Consider the following 18,810-nt stretch of genomic DNA (forward strand, 5'->3'; position numbering starts at 1 on the left):
GCCGTGAAAATCAATAGCTACGACGAGTGGTCGCCACTCAGGGAAGTCATCGTCGGATCAGGGATCAACTTGACGCAGCACGACATTGAGCTGTCGTTCAAGCTGTTCTTCCATGACGAGGCCAACTCCGCGTTCTACTACCCGAAATACCAGCCGGGGCGGACCGGGGCGAAGGATTCGCATGCGCCGAAGACACGCTACGTCGAAGAACTCGAGGAGGACATCGAGTTGTTCGTCGACGCACTGAAGCAGTTATCGGTGAGTGTACATCGGCCGCTCGAACTCTCCGGCCCCAATGTCATTACCACACCCTCGTTCTCGGCGACGCCGACACCGGCACTCAACGTTCGCGATCAGGCTATCGTCTTCGGCGACGAGGTCGTCGAAACGCCGCCGCAGGTGCGTGCCCGGTACTTCGAGAACGACCTGCTGAAGCCGGTTCTGTATGACTATTTCCGACAGGGCAGCCGGTGGACGACCATGCCGCGGCCCGTCATGACGGACCTCTCGTTCGACACGGAGTGGGTGTCTGGTCAGAACACGCCGGCCGCGGAGAGCATCGTCAAAAGGACACCATCCCCCGCGGACATCGGCTTCGAGATCATGATCGACGCGGCCCAGTGTCTCCGGTTCGGCCGGGACGTGATCGTCAACGTGGCGACCGAAAACCACGAGCTGGGATTGGAGTGGCTGCGCCGCCACCTTGAAGGACGGTTCCGGCTGCACGCCGTCAAAAGGCTCTCGGGCAACCACATCGACAGCCTGGTGCTGCCGTTACGCCCCGGCACCCTGCTGCTGCGGAACGAGTCCGTTGTGGACTATCTGCCCGAGCAGCTGCGAACCTGGGACCGGATCATCGCACCGGAGCCCAGCGAGAACAACTTCCCCGCTTACGATGACGACGACCTGATTCTCACCACGCCCTACATCGACCTGAATGTGCTCTCGGTCGATGCAGAGACCATCGTGGTGAACTCGTTGTCCCCGGAACTGATGCGCCGCCTGGAAGCTGCGGGCTTCACTGTCGTCCCGGTCCGGCACCGGCACCGCCGCCTGTTCGGCGGTGGGTTCCACTGCTTCACCCTCGATACCGTGCGAGACGGCGGGCCGGAGGACTATTGGGACTAAGCCGTGTCCTGTAGGTCACTGGAGCCAGAGCTCGATCGCGGCGATGGTGAGTTCGACCTGGTAGCAGGCGGCGCGTTGGCGTAGCAGGTGGCCAGGTCGCGGAACTGTTTGAGCCGGTTGAAGCACCGTTCGACCACGAACTCCTTGATCAGGAGCTACGAAGAAGGTAACGAGGGGGCCGCGTTCCGTTGGTCCTCCGCTCGCCCCTCCCGATCAGGTTGGCCGAACGGGCAGAAATCCTAGACAAAAACTCTGCTTGCGCTCTTGCCGTCGGCTCCGACACCTGAGCTCACTCGGTAGCATCATCGGATGATCGGCTCCCCAGCTGTAGTCGCAGCCGCTGTTCGTGACCTGGTGGACACGGAGGTGGCAAAGGCGGCCAAACGTGTCGACGAGGACGGTGTCCACCCCGTCGAGGTGCTCGGCCGCCTCGGACTGGCGGGTGCTTTCCGCTCTCACATCGAAGGCGGGAAGCGGCCCGGCCTCGACATCGCCATCGCGACGACGGCGGCCATCTCGGAAGCCTGCCTGACGACCGGTTTCTGCACGTGGTGCCAGCACTCGGCGGCCTGGCTCCTGGTGAACAGCGACAACGTCGAGCTGTGCTCGCGGTTGCTGCCCGACGTTGCGAACGGCACCGTCATGGCCGGTGTCGGGCTCGCGAACCCGGTGAAGGCCATGAGCGGCACCGAGCAGTTCAAGCTACGTGCTGAACCCGTTTCGGGTGGTTACCTGGTCAGCGGCGCCCAGCCGTGGATATCCAACATGGACGAAGGGCACTGGTTCGCCACGGTCTTCGCCCACGTGGCCGACCCGTCCCACCGGATCATGGCGATGGTGCGCTGCGGACAGCCGGGCGTGACGATTCGGCCGAACGTCCACATGACGTCGATGCGTGGTAGCGCGACGGTGACGGCCCTGTTCAAGGAGGCCTTCATCCCCACCGGTCAGGTCCTGGCGGACCCGGCCGAAGACCTGCTGGCCCGTGCCTACCCGGGAATCGTCCTGCTGCAGACCGGAATGGCGTTGGGGGTGATCGGGGCGAGCGTCGCCATGATGCGCGAGTTCGACGCCGGGCAGTCAGAGAGCAACCGGTACCTGCCGCGCCACCCGGACGACTTCGCGGCCGACCGGGACCAGCTGCGGGACCGGATCACGCGGCTCACCGAAACGCCGCTCGACGACTCTCCCGGCTACCTCCGGTCGGTGTTCGAGACTCGGTTCAAGGCCAGTGAGCTCACCCTGGCGGCCACGCGGATGGCCATGCTGCGGGCCGGACTACCGGCCTTCATGCAGGGATCTCCGGTGGACCGGAGAATGCGCGAGGGCAACTTCGTCGCGACGATCACACCGTCGATGAGGTTCCTCGCCCGTGCTCTGGCGACGATGGGCAGGAGGACGCCGTGGCCGACCTGATCGTCACCGCTCTCACCGGCGGCGAGAGCGTTCTCGACGGCACCGGAACCGACACGGTCATGGAGCGCGTGCGGCAGGCGGGTCTTCCGGTGCGCGGCGAGTGCGGTGGATCGATGTACTGCGGGACGTGCCACGTGATCGTCGATCCGGCGTGGGCCGGGCGGCTCACGCCGCCCGGCGAGGAGGAAACCGACCTGCTCGACACGCTGCACGACCGGCAGCAGACGTCCCGCCTCGGCTGTCAGATCACCATGACGGACGAACTCCACGGACTTCGCGTGCGGCTCCCCGGAACGCTCGCCCGACCTCCGCGGCAGCGGACGTCAGGCAATCCCAGCACGATATCGCCGTTATCGGCGCGGGGATGAGCGGCATCTGCCAGTGCTCGCAGGTCGGTGAACCGCTGGTGCTCGTCGACGGACAGCGGAGCCGGCAGTTCGTCCCTGAAATCGATGCCGGCCGCGTTGCTCGGCAGGGCTCCAACGAGACGACTCGCGCATCGGGCGGTGGTCGCCACCGGGGCCTTCGCCGCTTGAGACTGGAAGCTCAGCGCGGGGAACGCCAGCTGGTGGCGGCCTGGAATAGGACGGGGCGCGGACGGGAAGGCGCAGGTTGCGGGGGAGCGGTCCGGGGTGCGGCGCCGAGCGCTGAAAGGACCGCGACCAGCGCCGCCAGCTCGTCATCGCCCGGAGAACCACGCAGGACCCGGACGGTCACGTCGGCCATCAGACGGGCGGGTTCCCGTGCTTGCGCGCGGGGATGTCCGCGTGCTTCGTGCGGAGCATCTTGAGCGTGCGGATCAGCAGTTCACGTGTTTCACCCGGCTCGATCACGTCGTCGACCAAGCCTCGCTCCGCCGCGTAGTACGAGTGCATCAATTCGGTGCGATATTGCTTGATCTTCTGTTCCCGCACCGCGTCCGGGTCGTCGGCCGCCTTGATCTCGCGGCGGAAGATGACGTTGGCGGCGCCTTCCGCCCCCATCACGGCGATCTCGTTCGTCGGCCACGCCAGCGAGATGTCGGCGCCGATGGAGCGCGAGTCCATCACGATGTACGCGCCGCCGTAGGCCTTGCGCAGGATGAGCTGCACCCGCGGCACCGTGGCGTTGCAGTAGGCGTACAGCAGTTTCGCGCCGTGCCGGATGATGCCGCCGTGTTCCTGGTCCACGCCGGGCAGGAAGCCGGGCACGTCCACCAGGGTCACGAGCGGGATGTTGAACGCGTCGCAGGTCTGCACGAACCGGGCGGCCTTCTCGCTCGCCTCGATGTCGAGCACCCCGGCGAACACGGTGGGCTGGTTCGCGACGATACCCACCACGTGGCCGTCCAGCCGGGCCAGCGCGCAGACGACGTTGGTGGCCCAGGCCGAGTGAACCTGGAAGACCTCGCCGTCGTCGACGATCTCCTCGATCACCGCGCAGATGTCGTACGCGCGGGAAGGATCAGTCGGCACCAGCTCCAGCAACCGGTCGGTGCGGCGATCGGCAGGATCGGCCGTCGGCTCGTGCGGCGGGGCCTCGTTGTTGTTGGCGGGCAGGAGGGAAAGCAGATACCGGACGTCTTCGAGACAGGTCTGCTCGTCGTCGTAGGCGAACGCGGCGACTCCGGAGGTCGAAGCGTGCACGTCGGCGCCGCCAAGGTCGTTAAGCGAGATCTTCTCCCCGGTCACCGCCTGCACCACGTCGGGGCCGGTGATGAACATCTGCGAGGTGTCGCGGACCATGAACACGAAGTCGGTCAGCGCGGGCGAGTACGCCGCCCCGCCCGCGCATGGGCCCAGCATCACCGAAATCTGCGGGATGACGCCGGAACACCGGGTGTTGCGCCGGAAGATGCCGCCGACCCCGGCGAGCGCGGTGACCCCTTCCTGGATCCTGGCGCCCGCGCCGTCATTGAGCGACACCAGCGGCGCCCCCGCCGCCTCCGCGAGGTCCATCACCTTGTGGATCTTCTGTGCGTGTGCCTCGCCCAGCGCACCGCCGAAGATGCGAAAGTCGTGGGCGTACACGAAAACCGTGCGCCCGTGGACGGTTCCCCAGCCGCACACCACGCCGTCGGAGTGCGGCCGCCGATCCTCCAGGCCGAACCCGGTGGCCCGGTGTCGCCGCAACGCCTCCAGTTCGGTGAAGGTACCGGGATCCATGAGCAGTTCGATGCGTTCGTGCGCGGTCAGTTTGCCGCGTTCGTGCTGCCGGACCGTCGCCGCGTCGTCCGGCCCGCGCCGCGCGGAGTCCTTGATCTCGCGCAGTTCGACGAGTCGGTTCTCAAAAGCATTCTCCGTTTCCAGTGCTTCAGACATGGGTCGATCCCCTTTTCGGCGCGCCGGGCGGCCAGGCATCGCGGCACCACTTCCTGGAGGCGGGTGCGATTTCCGCTTCTCGGAACTGCCCGCCCCGAGTAAACGGGAGGTGCCTGCGAATCACAGACTCGGTCAGTAAAGGACCATAAGCATGTCATGCCTGGGCCTGACGCCGCATTCCAAGGGGCGGAACAGAACACCTGTCCATGCCCCCACGGCTAGTGGGACGACTGTGACCTCGGCGGGTGAAGTACATGAAGGCCCCCTTCCTTGCGCTAGACGCAAGGAAGGGGGCCTTCATGTACTTCGGTAGGCGAACGCGAAGGTAAGATCGGGCAGCTTTCTTCCAGATTCAGGACGCCTGCTTGACAGTCGCCGAACCTTGCTGAAGCTTCAAGAGAAGAATGAACGAACAGAACGTAAAAGTGGCAGGTCGTGCCGGGGCCGGGAGTGACCCGGGAACCCCCGAGCCGTCCGCGTCGGGGTTTCACGTGCTGGTGGTGGATTCCGATCCGAGCAGACGGCGGAATCTGGCTGTCAGGCTGAAGGTCATGGGCGCTGAGGCCGTCACCGAGACCACGGCCACCCACGGCCTGCGCGCGGTGGAGAGGTACGACCTCGTCGTCCTGCACACGAGCCAAACCCCGCGAAGCACGGCCGAAGTACTGGGCGAACTGTGCCGCCAGGGCAGGAAACGTGTGGTCGTGGTCGCGTCCGAGCACGACCCCGTGCCGGCGATCGCCGCTTTCACCGCGAACGCCGTCGGCTATCTGGTCGGAACGAGCGACTCCGCGCCTGTGGACGACTTCGCGATACGGCCGTCCACGGGCGTCGAAAGGCTCGTCCGCGACGAGTACGAGCACGTGCGGAGCCTCTCCGCGCGCGAGATCGAAATTCTTTCCTTGGTGGCGGAAGGAAAATCGAACCGGGAGATCGGCGCCGACCTCACCTTGTCCCTGAACACGGTCAAGGGTCATCTCGCGCATCTGGCCAAGAAGCTGCAGACGGGCGATCGGTCGCGGATGGTCATGCTCGCGCTGCGTTCCGGTGTGATCAGCTGATCCCGCCGCGCGCCGTCCGAACCACGGGATGGTGGTAAAGCCGCCGTTGCGGGTGGGTAAGCGCGGCGATGACACCGGACGCCACAGGCAACCAGCGATCCTTCGGCGACGGTTCGCGCAGCCACTGCACGGCACCGCGTGGGGTGACCGTCGGCGGCAACAACGCCCGCGTCGGGGACCGGTGGAACAGCACGCCCTTGGGTAGTTCCGCGTCCGAGACGACGCAGTCGTCCGATTCGACGATCGCGTATGCCCGGAACGGGGCGCCGGGCACCAAGATCAGCGGACCGCGGGGAACGGCGCCGGTCGAGGCGAAAAGGTGTTCACCACCCCGGAACGGTACGGAAACCGCGGCCATGCCACCGGTGAGACACAGTAGGAGGGAATTGTCCTGGATCTGGATGTCCCAAGCGAAATTGGCCTTGTAGAACTCGGCCGCCGCGAGCAGTCGTGGAGAGACGCCGCGGTGCGCGGCCTCTCGCGTTCCGGTCGAGCCTGCGATCACCTTGACCTCGCCCCCGGAGGACACTGTTCCCATGGAATCCGCCATTCTGCTCAAGACATCGTGGTTCTTCCGCATCCATCCGGAATGCTCGACGTTTATTATCTGCCTGGTGACTTTATGAATTCTCCATGTACGGGAGCATTTGCCAAGACGACGGGCAAGCGTTGTCAGGAACTGGTCCACACGGGCTCGTTGTCCGCGGACGGGGTCAGTACCTCCATGACGCGGCCGAGTGCCACGGTGTCGGGGAACGGAGGTGGGCCGTCGATTTCGTCGATATGGGCGAGAAGTCCGGGGTCCGGGGCCAGGTGGTGTTCCCGAAGGTAATAGGTGACCGAGTCGGTCCACACCCAGGAGCCGTCGGTGTAGAAGTTCGTCGGCACAGCCTTCCCGCGTTCGGGCTCGACGACGTCGTCCAGCATCGCCGAGGTGACGAGCAGCAAGGTGGCCGATTCGAGGTACTCGCAGATCCTCTCCCGCTCGTCCTCGTCGTCGATCTTCGTCCGGTCGGGAGCGAACGAGGGGCCCTCGACGGGGTCGACCTTGTCGAAGATCCTGACCACCTTGACCTCCGGATCGGGGTCGGCGGCCCAGAGTAACCTGCCATTCTTCTGCGCGGCACGCTGATAGCGCAGATTGCTGCTACCCAGGGGTACCACCTCGACCTGGGGATCCCGCTCACCGGCGGCGAGGAGGCTCTCCTGGAACTGTCCTGCCAGTTCGGCCGGTTCCGCGGATTCCTCGTGCTCGTCGTCGATCTCGACCACGTACACGACGCGAGGCGGCGGGTAGGGTGCGCCGGTGACGGGGCTGCGCACGGCGCTCCAAATGCCACGCAAGCCTGGTTCATCGGTCGCGGTGGCGAGCAGGTCCTGCTCGGCGAGTGCGGAAATCAGCATCGCGTTGCTCGCGTCCTCATCCTGCTCGTCGTCGCCGGGCTCGGCCCATGCCGTCGAGAATCGCCACGGCGGCGAAGCGTCGTCGGGCGCGAGTTCGATCTCGGCGAGCGAGCTGGGGTCGCCCCCCTCGGACTCCAGTAATTCGCCGAGCACGTCGAGGTCGTCCTCGGTCAGCGGGAGTGTTGTCCGCAGCCCCGCGAACCCCAAGAGCCGGGCGACCTCCTCGCACCGGTCCTCCGCCAGCATGCCGCGGGCGATGGTGAGCGCGTCGTCGGACAGCCAACCGGCGCTACGGAGCAGAATGTCGTGCAGCTCGGAGGTGAAGGGGTGGGTCATTCATCGCTCCCAAGAGGTCGCCGGTCGCCTTTCATTCTCGCCCCGGTGGAAGCCGAACCCAGTGAAAGCGGCGATGAACTGCCCTAATGTGCATTCTTCGCCGACGTTCATCACCTCGACGCCGGTGGTGGCGGTCGGCGTGCCCGCACGACGCACGCCGATCCGTGCCGGATATGCGTACCCTGAGCACTTCGGGCACATTTCCTACCGGAAAGTCCTCGTCGTTGTCGCGGCGACCTTGCTCGCGACAACGCTGTCAACCCGGGAGGATATTGTCGGCGCTGTATTCGGAGCGGTCGTCGGCGCATGGGACCCCATCGGTTCGGCACCGCGGAAGCAACTCAAGGGAGACGTCCATGCTGATGACCGGCAAAGTGATCCGTTACGACGAGCTAAGGGGCTACGGCTTCGTCGCGCCGGACAGCGGTGACGAAGACGTTTTCCTGCATGTGAACGATCTGACCTTCGACAAGCGTCTGCTCGCGGCCGGGGTGCAGGTCCAGTTCACCACCGAAGAGGGGCCCCGCGGGCTGAAGGCGTCGGACGTCACGTTGCTCGACCGTGGCACCCAAGAAGTCCCCGCCCGGGCTGAGCGAGGGCCGTCCGTCCGCCACGGCGACCACGACGTACTCACCGCTCAGGACCTGCGTGAAGAGATCACCGAAGTGCTGCTGCTCGGCGCTCCGATGCTGACCGGTCAGCAGATCGTAGAAATCAGGCAGGGTTTCATCGCACTCGCGCTGTCCCATGGCTGGGTCAGCGACTGATCGGCTGCGCGCCGGCGGAGTGCGTGACGCTGCGTAGTCGGCCTGGTACCCGATTAGCGGTTTCCTGGCCATGAGCGGCGTGTTGAGGGGAAATGAAGACTCGATGTCAACACTGGGGACCATGAACAACGAGGCAACCCCGTCAACGTCCGAGAACCTCTCGATCAAGCACGTGGCTCACAGTCACGACGTTGTCTTCGTGCGGGCGATCCCGAACGTCGATGATGTGCTCGTCGATGTCGAACTGCGCTACGACACCAGTGATCCGTTCGCGATCAGGGCACGCTTCCTGCGTGAGACGCCGAACGAGATCGACTGGTTGTTCTCACGCGAACTCCTGACAGCCGGCCTGCTCGCGCCGTCGGGGGAGGGCGACGTCCGGATCAGCCCGTCGACGTCCAACTCCGAAGGGGTGCAGATCGATCTGAAGACCCCCGACGGTGCGGCCAGCTTCACGGTGGGCGCCGAGGACCTGAAGGACTTTCTGGACTGCAGCCATGCCATGGTGCCGCACGGCGAAGAGTTCCTTTGGATCGACTTCGAATCCGAGCTGCACCGGCTCGTTTCCGACTGAGTGGGCGCGTCGGCCGAGGTCGCTCCTCGGCCGACGCGGTCCGCCCGCACACGGCACGGGTCCTTCATGGTCCGGCAGCGGGCGCGACCGGGACAGACTGCGCCGCGTAAAGCCGCTCGATAGCCTCTTCGTCCATGTCCAGACTCAACTGCATGAAGTTCGCGTTCAGCCGCACCGCGGCGGGCCCGCCCGGATTGAACAGCACATCGACGTCCTCGGCGAGCAGTTCCACGAGTTCCCCGAGGTCGATACGACGCCAGTCCGGAGAGCTGATCCGCCGCCGATGAGACTCCCCGGTCGCGATCGCGACACACGGGACGCCGTCCGGGGACTTCATCACCAGCGGCCTGCCGTCACCGTTCATCGCGATGTCGAAGAATGAGTCACGCAGCATCAACTGGATCTGCTCGACCTGGCCTTGGCCCCGCATCACCAACCGCAGCGCGGCGTCGAGGGGGTCCGTCGGTGAATTCTCGTCCGCGGGCACGTAGTCGGGATTGGCCCGGAACTTTCCCGCCTTGCCGTCCTCGACCGGCCACAGGCCGACGACCGCCTCGATGGGTGGCGACTGGTCCTCCGTTTCCGGCTCCCAGCCGGGATCCATCAACAGAACCCAGTTCTCCAGCTTGTCTTCGTCCTGCGCCGGTTCCGCGGTTTCGGCCATGATGGGGTTCTCCTGCTCTTCTTCGAGGCGGTTCTTGTTCGCCGAGGCGGAAAGAACCGCTCTCTGGGATTATGGTGATCCACCGCCGAATCGAACGAGCGGCGAAGGCGTGGTCGGTGGATCGGGTCAGCGACCTTGCCCGATCGGGCATCCCGCCGTTGGTGAGGGATAGTCGGCAAAACCGTGGAGCGCGGTCGTGATCCCGCCCCGTGATCGAGAAGGACCGGCACAATACGACCGCGTCCGGAAGGGGAGATCATGAGCGAACAGTCCGAGGAGACCGTGGCCGGAGAAGCCTCCGGCAGCAGGTTGCTGCTCCTCCTCGACCCCGAGTTCAAGATGACCGAAGAGCAGCAGGGCCTGCCTCCGCATGTGGTCCTGGGCGCGTGGGTCGTCAACGAGGACGGCGACCCGAGCCGTTTCCACCCGAATCCGGACTACCGGCCCAGCACTCCGGGATCCCCGCTCGATCCCGTGGACGCCGTACTCCGTGCCCTCGCCGACGGAGAGGACGTCGCGGACCAGTTCTCCGTGGTACTCCGTGACGCAGTTCTCGGCATCGCCACGGACGACGACGGCACCGCGGTGATCAAGCCCGCGCCGGACGGGGTGCCGTCGGTCCAGGTGACCACCTCCTACGGTCACCGCGAGCGGGTCGGAGACGACGTCCGCTGGCTGGACGTCACCGTCGAGGACCTGGCCGAAGCGTTGCCCCAGGAGGGCGTGGACGTGCTGCTGAACCCCGGCTCACCGGCGTCGATGCGGGTGCTGGCGGACGCGATCCGCGCTGCCGCCCAAGACGTCTGACGGCAAGGCGCGCCCGGTCAAAGGTGTAGTTCGCCGTTGGCGATCGCGGTCGACAGTTCGATGCGGGAACGGTAGCCACTCCGGGTGAACAACCGGCTCAGACGACCTTCGACGCTTTTTTCGCTCGTGATCAGCGCCGCGGCGATCTGCTTGTTGCTCAGGCCCTCGGCGGCCAGCGTCGCCAGCAGCCGCTCGTTCTCCTCCACCGTGTTCCGGCGGCCGGGAACGACGATGCCGTGCTTCTGCATGAGAGTGCGGGTCTTGGCGCGGTGCATGAGCGCCCCGAGGCCGGCCATCAGTTCGTAGGCCTCGCTGAGCAGTGCGGGATCCGCCGCCCCGTGCTTCACCAGACGCGCGATGAGGACTGACAACTCGAACGGCTGACCGCGTTCGTGGGCCATGCGCAGGCACTCCGTCGCCGCGTCCGCGTCCTTCGTGACCACCGCGCGCACGAACGACGCGAGGACGGTCGCCCGGCCTGTCGGCAAGGTTCGCACCAGCCGTTCGGCCTCCGCCAGGCAGTTCGCCGCGGTCTCCGGGGCGTCGAGGTCGAGGGCCAGGTCCGCCAGTTCCGCACAGGCGACGTCACAGCCGATCACCAAGCCGCGCTCCTCGGCCGCGTTCAACGCGGTGATGAGCCGATCGGCCGCCCGCCGCGGCTCGCCGAGAGCGCGGTCGATCAGCGCCTCGGTGAAGGCCATCAGGTGGGCGAGGACCGGGGTGCCTTCCCCCGCCGCGGTCACCAATTCGCGTGCGGTCGTGAGCCGCCCCTGACAGACGAGAGCGGAAACCGTCGCGTTGAACATCCCGGTCGTCGCGGCGGCGAAACCGGGAGCCGATCGGTACGCCACACTCCGGCAGGCCAATTCCGTCGCGGTCCGGAAGTCGCCGCGCAGAACCGCGGCCGTCGCCCGGTTGGCGAGTCCCGCGTCATCCCACGAAAGCCGCTCGTCCGCCAGCAGTTCCTCGGCGCGAGTGAGTTCGCCGTTCAGAAGCAAGCCGGTGAGATGCGCGTCGACCTGCTCGACGCGGTACCGCGCGATAGCGCGCAATGGCCACTGCTGTCGTTCCAGGAGGCTTCGCTCGAAGTATTCCGCCTGCCCTTGCCAGAGCCCGCCGAGGGCCTTGAGCAGACGCGAGACAACGGCTTGCGGCTGTCCTTCGTGGACCGCCGTGGTAGCGGCGTCCGCCCACCGCACGGCTTCCGGCCAGCGGTCCAGCAGCGCGCACGCGGTCGCCCGGATCATCGCCCGCGATCCGGAATCCCCGGCCAGACGGTGGTCGCCGTCCGCGATGTCGTTCAGCGGTTCGGTGGAGCCCAGGCCACTGAGACCGCGAACGAGCAGACAGTGGGCCTCGAAGACGGCCTCTGCGGGCAACTCGGACGCGAAGTCGCTCAGCACGAGCCGGACGGTGCGCAGGCTCAGCTCGTAGTCGCCGCTCTGCTGGTAGGTGGCGGCGAGCAGCAGAAGCAACTTCGCCCGTTGTGCCCGGTCGCCGGCGAGTTCGACAGCCGCGTTGAGCCAACGAAGCGCCGACGCCGCGCCGTCCTCTCCGGCTTCGATGGCACGGCGGATCAGTTCTTCCGACGCCCGCCCCGGATCCACGGCCCGGCTCGCCTCGGCAAGAAGGTTCGTCCGGTGCTCCGGATCGGGGCAGACCGCGGTTCCCGACCACAGGGCTTCGACGGCGGCCGCCGCCAGCGTCCGGCGCTCGTACGGTCCGCATGATTCGGCCAACGTGGTGGCGTGGAGGGGGAGGACGAAGCGCCAGGTCGCGTCCGCGCGATGGAGTACACCCTTGGCGCGCAGGGTTTCCAGACGATCCAGCACGTCCTCTTCGGAGATGCCGATCACCGCGCCTGCCAGCCGAGGCGCCGCACGGCCGAGCGGGGACAGGAAGGCCATCGCCTTCGCCACTTCCCAGGCGGCCGGGCCGAGCGCGCGAGCGGCCATGACGTGTTCACTGAGCGGGAGAGGGTCCTTCGAGACCGTCGAGGGGACGAAGTACGCGGTCCGGTTCACGATCCGGATCGCACCGCGCCGGCGCAGTGCGTCCATCGTCTCGCCCACCGCGGAGCGCACCCCGCGGCTCACGGCGTGTACGTGGTCGACGAGCGCGGGTTCGGGAGCGACCCCCAGCATTCCCCTCAGTTCGCCCGCCAACAGGTCCTCGGTCAGCGGACGCAGGCGCAGGGTGTGCACCAGGTTCTCCCTGCGGAGCCGCGCCAGCGCCTCGCTGCCGTAGCGGGCGGCGGAGCCGTCCGCGGGGACACGGAGTGAGCCGACACATGAGAGCCGACGGCCGTCGAGTATCGGGACCAGCGCTTCGAGTACCGCGAGGGAGTCACGGTCGATCCATTGCAGATCGTCGAGCAGCAGGACCGTGCCGTCGCCGCCGCGACGGAGAGCCGCCGCCGCGGCGTGGGCGGCACGCAGCGCCACCGCCGGTTCCTCGGCCGCACCGGCGACCGGGCCGATCGTCGCCCAAGCGGGTTCGCCGGACACCGGCCCTCGCAGCCGGGCGGCCGCATCGCCCCGCCGGTTCTCTGACGGGAAGGCGAACCGGGCGGGGGTGACGTCCCCGCTCGAGGTGAATCGCATGGCCGAGACGTGCCTTCGGTCCGCTTCGTAACGTTCGGTAAGCCGAGCGAGCAGGTTCGTACGACCGGTGCCGGCGAGCCCGGTGAGCAAGACAAGTGGCTTCTCGGCTTCGAGAACCGCGTCGAGAATGTTCTCCACTTCGCCATCATCGAGGCAATCGGGAACATGGCCGGGGTAAGAAAGGTGAGTTGGCCCGACATCGTGCCCGAAGTTCCCCCGTCGCGACCGAGGAGCCGGGGCGTGCGTGATGATTCGGGCCGGAACACGATTCGTCACGCACGGCCCCGGAAATCCCTGGCCGGGCTGGTCGGATTCAGGACATAAAGGCATCCGCTCTGGACGATCGAACTCGCTTGTTGCTCTTTTTGGGTCGCTCGGGCCGGGCGGTATTGCGCCTCGGCTCAGTCGACCTATCTCATGGCACTCGGTCGGTCAGGCACTGTTCGGATAAGTTCTTCAAGCGACAGGGTGAAGTCGATGACCGGTATCGCATCATTCCTCGAGTGGGATGACGAGCGCGTTGCCACTGAGCAAGAGTTCTATTCGGCTGCGATGGAATGGCATTTCGGCCCGAAGACCGGATCCCGGTTCTGGCTGGAAAAGGCGGGGTCTCTTGGCTTCGACCCGAGGCGTGACGTCCGCGGCCATGCCGATCTGCGCCGGTTCCCGAACGTGGTCGCCGAGTTCAGGCACATCCCCATCGAGGATCTGATCCCTCGCGGATACGAAGGAAAGGCCGACGTTGTCGGCGCTTTCGACAGCGGAGGCACGACAGGTGCGCCGAAACGGGTGCCTCTGCTGTCGGACTGGATGTCACGTTCACTGCGGTGGAAGTCGGCAAGGATGGACGAGCTGGGGTTCCCGCGCGGAGTGAATTGGCTGACCCTCGCGCCGAGTGGGCCGCACATTTTCGGCAGGCTCATGGCCGAGGTGACCCGGATGCGCGAAGGCATCTGCTTCACGGTCGATCTCGACCCCCGCTGGGTGCGGAAGTGCCTGAGCGCCGGGCAGGCCGAAGAAGCGGACAGGTACGCCGAGCACGTCGTCGATCAGGCGGAATCCATACTCGAGCAGCAGGACATCGGCGTACTGGTGGCGACGCCTCCGTTGCTCGGCCGCATGGCCGAACGCGACAAGCTGGTGGATCTCGTCAACGAGAAAGTGGCGGTGATCATGTGGGGTGGCGCGCACCTGGACGCCGACACCCGCGAGGTCCTTCAGGAAGAGGTCTTCCCAGGGGTGCGCTTGTGCGGCCAGTACGGCAGCACGATGATACTGGGCGGGAGCATGGAACGCGCGGAAGCACCGCGGACGGCGGGGCAGTGCGTTTTCGATTCTTTTTCTCCCTACACGACGTTTTCCGTCGTCGACCCGAGTTCCCAGCTCGAAGTGGCCGAAGGCGAGCGCGGCCAGGTGGTGATGCACCATGTCAGCAAATCGCTGCTGTTGCCGAACAATCCGGAACGGGACCTCGCCGTCCGGATCGCCGCGCCGCCGGGGTCGCTCGGGGATTCGGTGGCCGATGTAACGCCGGTTCCGGTGTTCGAGGCGGCCGAAGTGATCGAGGGTGTCTACTAGTGGCCACGATTCCGCGCCTCGACGCGCTCGGACCTTCAGGTTCCTTCCGGTCGCACCGGAGCGCACCGGTCACCGGGGTGGCCGGGGTGGAAATCGCGGAGTTGAGTCTCGTTCCGAGTCTCTACGCCAAAAGAAGCGTTCGGACGATGCGTCGGGCACAGCCGTTGCCTCCTGCGGACCGGAAAGCGGCACTTGCGGGAGCCGGCGAGCTTTTCCTGGACACGGTCGGCAATGTTTCCTTGGACGAATACGAGCGGCAGGTGGCCGAAGCCTCCGGAGTCGCGTTGGTCGTCGTGCGGGCGGCATCGCGGTCCATCGCCCGTAGTGCCATCGAGGCGGAGGAAATCGTGGGTCAGGCTCGCCCTGCCGGAGCGATCGACGACTGGCGCGGGATTCCCGAGGCGGGTGCGGTGTGGACCCGGCGGGGTGAGGTCCTGGTGGTGCAGGCGCCGGGGAACCATCCGGCGACGCATACGGTGTGGCTCGAAGCGCTGGCCCTGGGTTACCGGGTCGCCGTCCGGCCGTCCAGCCGGGACCCGTTCACCCCGTACCGGCTGGTGAGTGCCCTGCGTGCCTGTGGTTTCCCCGAGGACCAGGTGACGTTTCTGCCCACCGACCACGCGGTGGCCCGGGATCTCGTGGACGCCGCGGACCTGGCGTTGGTCTACGGAGGAAGCGAAGTCGCGGCGATGTACCGAGGCCGAGCGGACGTCTCGGTGCAGGGGCCCGGCCGGTCCAAGATCCTGCTCGCCGGCGGTCGCTGGGCCGACCACGTCGACACGGTGGTCTCCTCGGTCGCCGGATTCGGGGGAACCGCCTGCGTGAACACTTCGGCCGTCCTCGTCGAGGGTGACGCCGCGACCTTCGCGCACGAGCTGGCTCGCAGGCTGGGAGAGCTCCCCGTCGCGCGCCCGTCGGACGAAGCCGCTGTCCTGCCCGCTTTCTCACTCGAACGCGCACACGCCCTCGAGGCCTATGTCCGCGGCAAACTGGACGGCGGCCGGATGATTCCCGGCGACAGACTTGTCGCTCCGCTGCCCGGCGGGGGTGCGGCCCTCCGCCCGGCGGTCATCCTGCTCGACCGGTGTGACGCGCCGCAACTGTCCATCGAACTCCCTTTTCCGTGTGTCTGGGTCGCTCCGTGGTCTCCGGCCGACGGGATCGGCCCGCTGCGGGACAGCCTGACGGTCACCGCCATCACCGACGACGAAGTACTTCTTTCTTCGCTGGCGGAAGACGGCACGATCGGCAACCTGCACATCGGCGACCGGCCCACGCACGAAATGCGGCCGGGGCTCCCGCACGAAGGGCACCTGGCGGAATTCCTGATGCGAAGCAAGACCGTGATCCGCGATCTCGTTCCCCACTGAGACGGCCGACGACTGCGACCTTAGGAAGAAGAATGCTGGACATCGAAGACGAACGACGGCTGCGCGACCTGATCGGGCGGCTCGACGGACTGACGGCGGCGGGATCGTTCGCCCAGCTGCTCGGAAGCCCCGTCGATCCCGGCATCGCGGACGCCGTCCGTTTCGATCACGCGGCGCTGCTCGTGTTCCCCGACACCGTTTCCGATGTCCGGGACTTCCTCGCGGCGTCCGGATTCGTCGCCGGACCGTCCGTGCCGAGCCGGGTCGTCCGAGCCCGGCTCGCCGAGCGATATCAGGTTCCCGAGGAGGAGCTGGAGGTCACTATCGTGCACGGCCGCCCGTCCGATGGCGCGCCGGGTGGTCTGGAGATCTTCGTGCTGCCGCGGGAAGCGGCCGACGTGGTCGCACCGGGACTCGTCGCCCAGGAGCGCGCGACAGGGGAGGAGTCCCACGCCGGCTGGCTGGTCGCCCCGGAGAGGCTCGAGCAGACACGGCGGACCTGCCGCCATCTGTCGTCCATGATCCCGGACGGAGGCGGCTACAACCCCTTCGACGATCGCGACTCCGGCGGCCGTTCCGTGGTCTACTTCAAGACCGGGCCGGACGGCGGCGGTCGCCGTTCCCGGATCGAACTGACCGCCCATGGGCATCACGCCGAGGTCCTCGCCGCGCACCTGTCCGAGCCTGCTCGCTCCGCCGGCGAACACAAAGCACTCCTTTCGATCCTCAGTGGACACTGGGCCGCGCGTGCCCTGCACGTGGCGGTGGAAATCGGGCTCGCCGACGCTTTGGGCGACGAGCACCTAGGTGCCCCGGACGTCGCCGCGGCGGTCGATTGTGATCCTCTCGCGATCGCTCGGCTGCTGCGCTATCTCGCCCGGTTGGAGGTGGTCCGGGAGCGGGAGAACGGCACGTTCGAATTGACCGAGCGCGGAAAACCGCTCCGATCCGAAGACCCGTTCAGCGGCCTGATCCAGCTCTACGGCACCGAGTTCTACGATGCCTGGAGCGAGTTCCCCGCGGCGGTGCAGACCGGCCGTACCGCGTTCAGCCACCGGTACGGCGTGGAGCATTTCGACTACTTCTCGACCGAGCCCGAAACCTCCCACCGGTTCAACCGCTCGATGCAGGCGGTGACCCGGCTGGTGGCCGAGGAACTCAGCCGCAGCTATCCGTTCGTGGACGGCACGACGGTGGTCGACATCGGTGGAGGTAACGGCACACTGCTCCGGACCGTTCTTGAGGACCACGTCGGTGTGACCGGTGTGGTGTTCGATCGCTCGCACGTCGTCGACGCCGCGGAGCCCGAAAGGCTGCCGGGCGGCTTGCGGTTCGTGGCGGGGGACTTCTTCGCCGAGGTACCCGGGGGAGCGGACACCTACCTGCTGTCGCGGGTCCTGCACGACTGGAACGACGAGGACTGCGATCGCATTCTCCGCAACTGCCGTCGCGCCTGTGCTTCCGGTGCCCGGCTCCTGGTGCTGGAGCGCCTGTTACCCGACCGGCCGGGCGCGCCCTTCGACACCGATCTCGCCGCTCCGTGGGATCTGCAGATGCTCGCCATCACGGGCGGACAGGAGCGCAGCCGGGGCGAGTACGACAAGATGATGTACGCCAACGGTTTCCGGGTCGACTCTGTCATCCCGATGCCCGTGGACCTGAAGCTGCTGGTGGCGACCGCCCTGTAGGCATCCTGACGGACTTCGTGGATGTGCCGGAATCCGCTCTGTGCCGGTCACCGGGGATCTTGTAGTGAAGGCCTCCTTGCCTGCTCTGACGGTCAATGTCAGGAACCTAAGCGGCAGTGACTGAGGTTTCCCTGATCGTCCATAAAGGACGCTTACCGTGGTAAATTGTCCGTTTGAGTATCATTTGCCTGTATTTCCAAGTCTGTGAAGGCCTCCTTGAGGGACTCTGAGTCCCTCAAGGAGGCCTTCACAGGCCCGCCAACCCTCGTCGGCGAACCAGCGCCGCTCGAACGTCCGGTATCCGCTGGAGTTGGACCACCTGACCAGGGAAAACACGCCAAAACAGCACCACGCCATCGACCTTGAGTTCCTGGCATTGGCTCTGACGGTAGTGAAGGAGGCTTGGGTTCACGGGGTCGTTGCAACACCGATTGTGGTCGGAGGTTGTGATGGTGGGTCGTGTGCCGTTGGTGCGGGATGTGCGGGTGCGGTTTTGGCAGGGGGTTCGGGCTGGGCGGGCTGTGATGTCTGCCTCGGTGGCGGCGGGTGTGGCGCAGGAGACCGGTCGGCGGTGGTTCGGCGAGGCTGGTGGGGTGATCGGTAACGCGCCCCGTGAGCTGGGGACACGGTATTTGTCGGTGGCGGAGCGGGAGGAGATCTCTCGTGGCCTGGCCCGGGACGAGGGGCCGCGGGTGATCGGGCGGAGGCTGGGCCGGGCGGCGTCGTCGTCGATCAGCCGGGAGATCAACAACAACGGTGGTCCTGCCCGGTATCGGGCCCATGTGGCGGAGGCGGCGGCGCGGGAGCGGGCGAAGCGGCCGAAGACGGCGAAACTGGCCGATCCTGGCAATGCCGGGTTGCGGGACCATGTGCAGGAACGGCTGCTGCTGCGGTGGTCGCCGGAGCAGATCTCGGCCAGGCTGGTGAGCGAGTTCGCCGACTGTCCGGAGATGCGGGTGTCCCACGAGACGATCTATCAGTCGATCTATGTGCAAGGCCGGGGCGCGCTGCGCCGCGAGCTCGCGGCCTGTCTGCGGACCGGGCGGGCGCTGCGTAAACCTCGCCGCCAGGCCGAGGCCCGCACGCCGCGGATCCCGGACATGGTGCCGATCAG

The 18,810-nt window shown here is 66.7% G+C and carries 17 protein-coding genes; 11 read left to right on the forward strand and 6 right to left on the reverse strand.

Annotated features, from left to right (window positions below):
- The first annotated feature begins 3 nt into the window (after window positions 1–3).
- The 3 genes from ACIRGA_RS32085 to ACIRGA_RS32095 all read left to right on the forward strand — a co-directional run bounded on the left by ACIRGA_RS32085 (window position 4) and on the right by ACIRGA_RS32095 (window position 2,912).
- A complete protein-coding gene (locus ACIRGA_RS32085) occupies window positions 4–1,128 on the forward strand; it encodes a glycine amidinotransferase (RefSeq protein ID WP_400948115.1) in 1,125 nt (374 codons plus the stop codon).
- Between the two features lie 309 nt (window positions 1,129–1,437).
- Window positions 1,438–2,544, forward strand: a complete 1,107-nt coding sequence (locus ACIRGA_RS32090; protein ID WP_400948118.1) for an acyl-CoA dehydrogenase family protein — start codon at window positions 1,438–1,440, stop codon at window positions 2,542–2,544.
- Entirely contained in the window at window positions 2,532–2,912 is a 381-nt protein-coding gene (locus ACIRGA_RS32095) for a 2Fe-2S iron-sulfur cluster-binding protein (protein ID WP_400948121.1), read from the forward strand. Before ACIRGA_RS32090 ends, ACIRGA_RS32095 begins: the two co-directional genes overlap by 13 nt.
- 178 nt (window positions 2,913–3,090) lie before the next feature.
- On the opposite strand, the gene ACIRGA_RS32100 is transcribed toward ACIRGA_RS32095, so the two are convergent.
- Window positions 3,091–3,270: an acyl-CoA carboxylase subunit epsilon gene (locus ACIRGA_RS32100; RefSeq protein ID WP_400948124.1), complete on the reverse strand. Its 180-nt coding sequence runs from the start codon at window positions 3,268–3,270 to the stop codon at window positions 3,091–3,093.
- Window positions 3,270–4,844, reverse strand: coding sequence for an acyl-CoA carboxylase subunit beta (locus tag ACIRGA_RS32105; protein WP_039921057.1), 1,575 nt, complete (start codon window positions 4,842–4,844; stop codon window positions 3,270–3,272). Before ACIRGA_RS32105 ends, ACIRGA_RS32100 begins: the two co-directional genes overlap by 1 nt.
- Window positions 4,845–5,395: 551 nt before the next feature.
- Here ACIRGA_RS32105 and ACIRGA_RS32110 point away from each other — a divergent pair.
- A complete protein-coding gene (locus ACIRGA_RS32110; RefSeq protein ID WP_400948128.1) occupies window positions 5,396–5,905 on the forward strand; it encodes a LuxR C-terminal-related transcriptional regulator in 510 nt (169 codons plus the stop codon).
- On the opposite strand, the gene ACIRGA_RS32115 is transcribed toward ACIRGA_RS32110, so the two are convergent.
- A complete protein-coding gene (locus ACIRGA_RS32115) occupies window positions 5,898–6,443 on the reverse strand; it encodes a hypothetical protein (protein ID WP_400948131.1) in 546 nt (181 codons plus the stop codon). The genes ACIRGA_RS32110 and ACIRGA_RS32115 overlap by 8 nt on opposite strands.
- Window positions 6,444–6,577: 134 nt before the next feature.
- Window positions 6,578–7,645 (reverse strand): hypothetical protein, encoded by a 1,068-nt coding sequence (locus ACIRGA_RS32120; RefSeq protein WP_400948134.1) that lies wholly within the window; start codon window positions 7,643–7,645, stop codon window positions 6,578–6,580.
- Between the two features lie 356 nt (window positions 7,646–8,001).
- Here ACIRGA_RS32120 and ACIRGA_RS32125 point away from each other — a divergent pair, with 356 nt between their 5' ends.
- Window positions 8,002–8,412 (forward strand): cold shock domain-containing protein, encoded by a 411-nt coding sequence (locus ACIRGA_RS32125; protein ID WP_039921074.1) that lies wholly within the window; start codon window positions 8,002–8,004, stop codon window positions 8,410–8,412.
- Window positions 8,413–8,482: 70 nt separating this feature from the next.
- Window positions 8,483–8,986, forward strand: coding sequence for an SsgA family sporulation/cell division regulator (locus ACIRGA_RS32130; protein ID WP_400948140.1), 504 nt, complete (start codon window positions 8,483–8,485; stop codon window positions 8,984–8,986).
- A gap of 64 nt (window positions 8,987–9,050) precedes the next feature.
- Here ACIRGA_RS32130 and ACIRGA_RS32135 read toward each other — a convergent pair whose 3' ends face one another.
- Window positions 9,051–9,650 carry a type VII secretion system-associated protein gene (locus ACIRGA_RS32135; protein ID WP_400948143.1) on the reverse strand — a complete coding sequence of 200 codons (600 nt, stop codon included), beginning with the start codon at window positions 9,648–9,650 and terminating at the stop codon, window positions 9,051–9,053.
- Window positions 9,651–9,908: 258 nt separating this feature from the next.
- Here ACIRGA_RS32135 and ACIRGA_RS32140 point away from each other — a divergent pair, with 258 nt between their 5' ends.
- The gene (locus ACIRGA_RS32140) at window positions 9,909–10,457 is read left to right on the forward strand and encodes a type VII secretion system-associated protein (RefSeq protein ID WP_400948146.1); all 549 of its coding nucleotides are present in this window, start codon (window positions 9,909–9,911) and stop codon (window positions 10,455–10,457) included.
- Window positions 10,458–10,474: 17 nt separating this feature from the next.
- On the opposite strand, the gene ACIRGA_RS32145 is transcribed toward ACIRGA_RS32140, so the two are convergent.
- Window positions 10,475–13,198 carry an AAA family ATPase gene (locus tag ACIRGA_RS32145; RefSeq protein WP_400948150.1) on the reverse strand — a complete coding sequence of 908 codons (2,724 nt, stop codon included), beginning with the start codon at window positions 13,196–13,198 and terminating at the stop codon, window positions 10,475–10,477.
- A gap of 339 nt (window positions 13,199–13,537) precedes the next feature.
- Between ACIRGA_RS32145 and ACIRGA_RS32150 the strand changes: the two genes are divergently transcribed.
- From ACIRGA_RS32150 to ACIRGA_RS32165, 4 genes are all read left to right on the forward strand, one after another.
- Complete coding sequence (locus tag ACIRGA_RS32150) at window positions 13,538–14,638, forward strand: phenazine antibiotic biosynthesis protein (RefSeq protein ID WP_400948161.1); 1,101 nt, start codon at window positions 13,538–13,540, stop codon at window positions 14,636–14,638.
- A 146-nt stretch (window positions 14,639–14,784) separates the two neighbouring features.
- Window positions 14,785–16,008, forward strand: coding sequence for an aldehyde dehydrogenase family protein (locus tag ACIRGA_RS32155; RefSeq protein WP_400948152.1), 1,224 nt, complete (start codon window positions 14,785–14,787; stop codon window positions 16,006–16,008).
- 32 nt (window positions 16,009–16,040) lie between these two features.
- On the forward strand, window positions 16,041–17,696 hold the full coding sequence (locus ACIRGA_RS32160; RefSeq protein WP_400948155.1) for a methyltransferase: 1,656 nt from the start codon (window positions 16,041–16,043) through the stop codon (window positions 17,694–17,696).
- A 524-nt stretch (window positions 17,697–18,220) separates the two neighbouring features.
- Window positions 18,221–18,810: transposase (locus tag ACIRGA_RS32165; protein WP_400948158.1), on the forward strand; the 590-nt coding region annotated here is incomplete at its 3' end.

This window comes from Amycolatopsis sp. NPDC102389 (assembly GCF_044765885.1).
Classification (GTDB): domain Bacteria; phylum Actinomycetota; class Actinomycetes; order Mycobacteriales; family Pseudonocardiaceae; genus Amycolatopsis.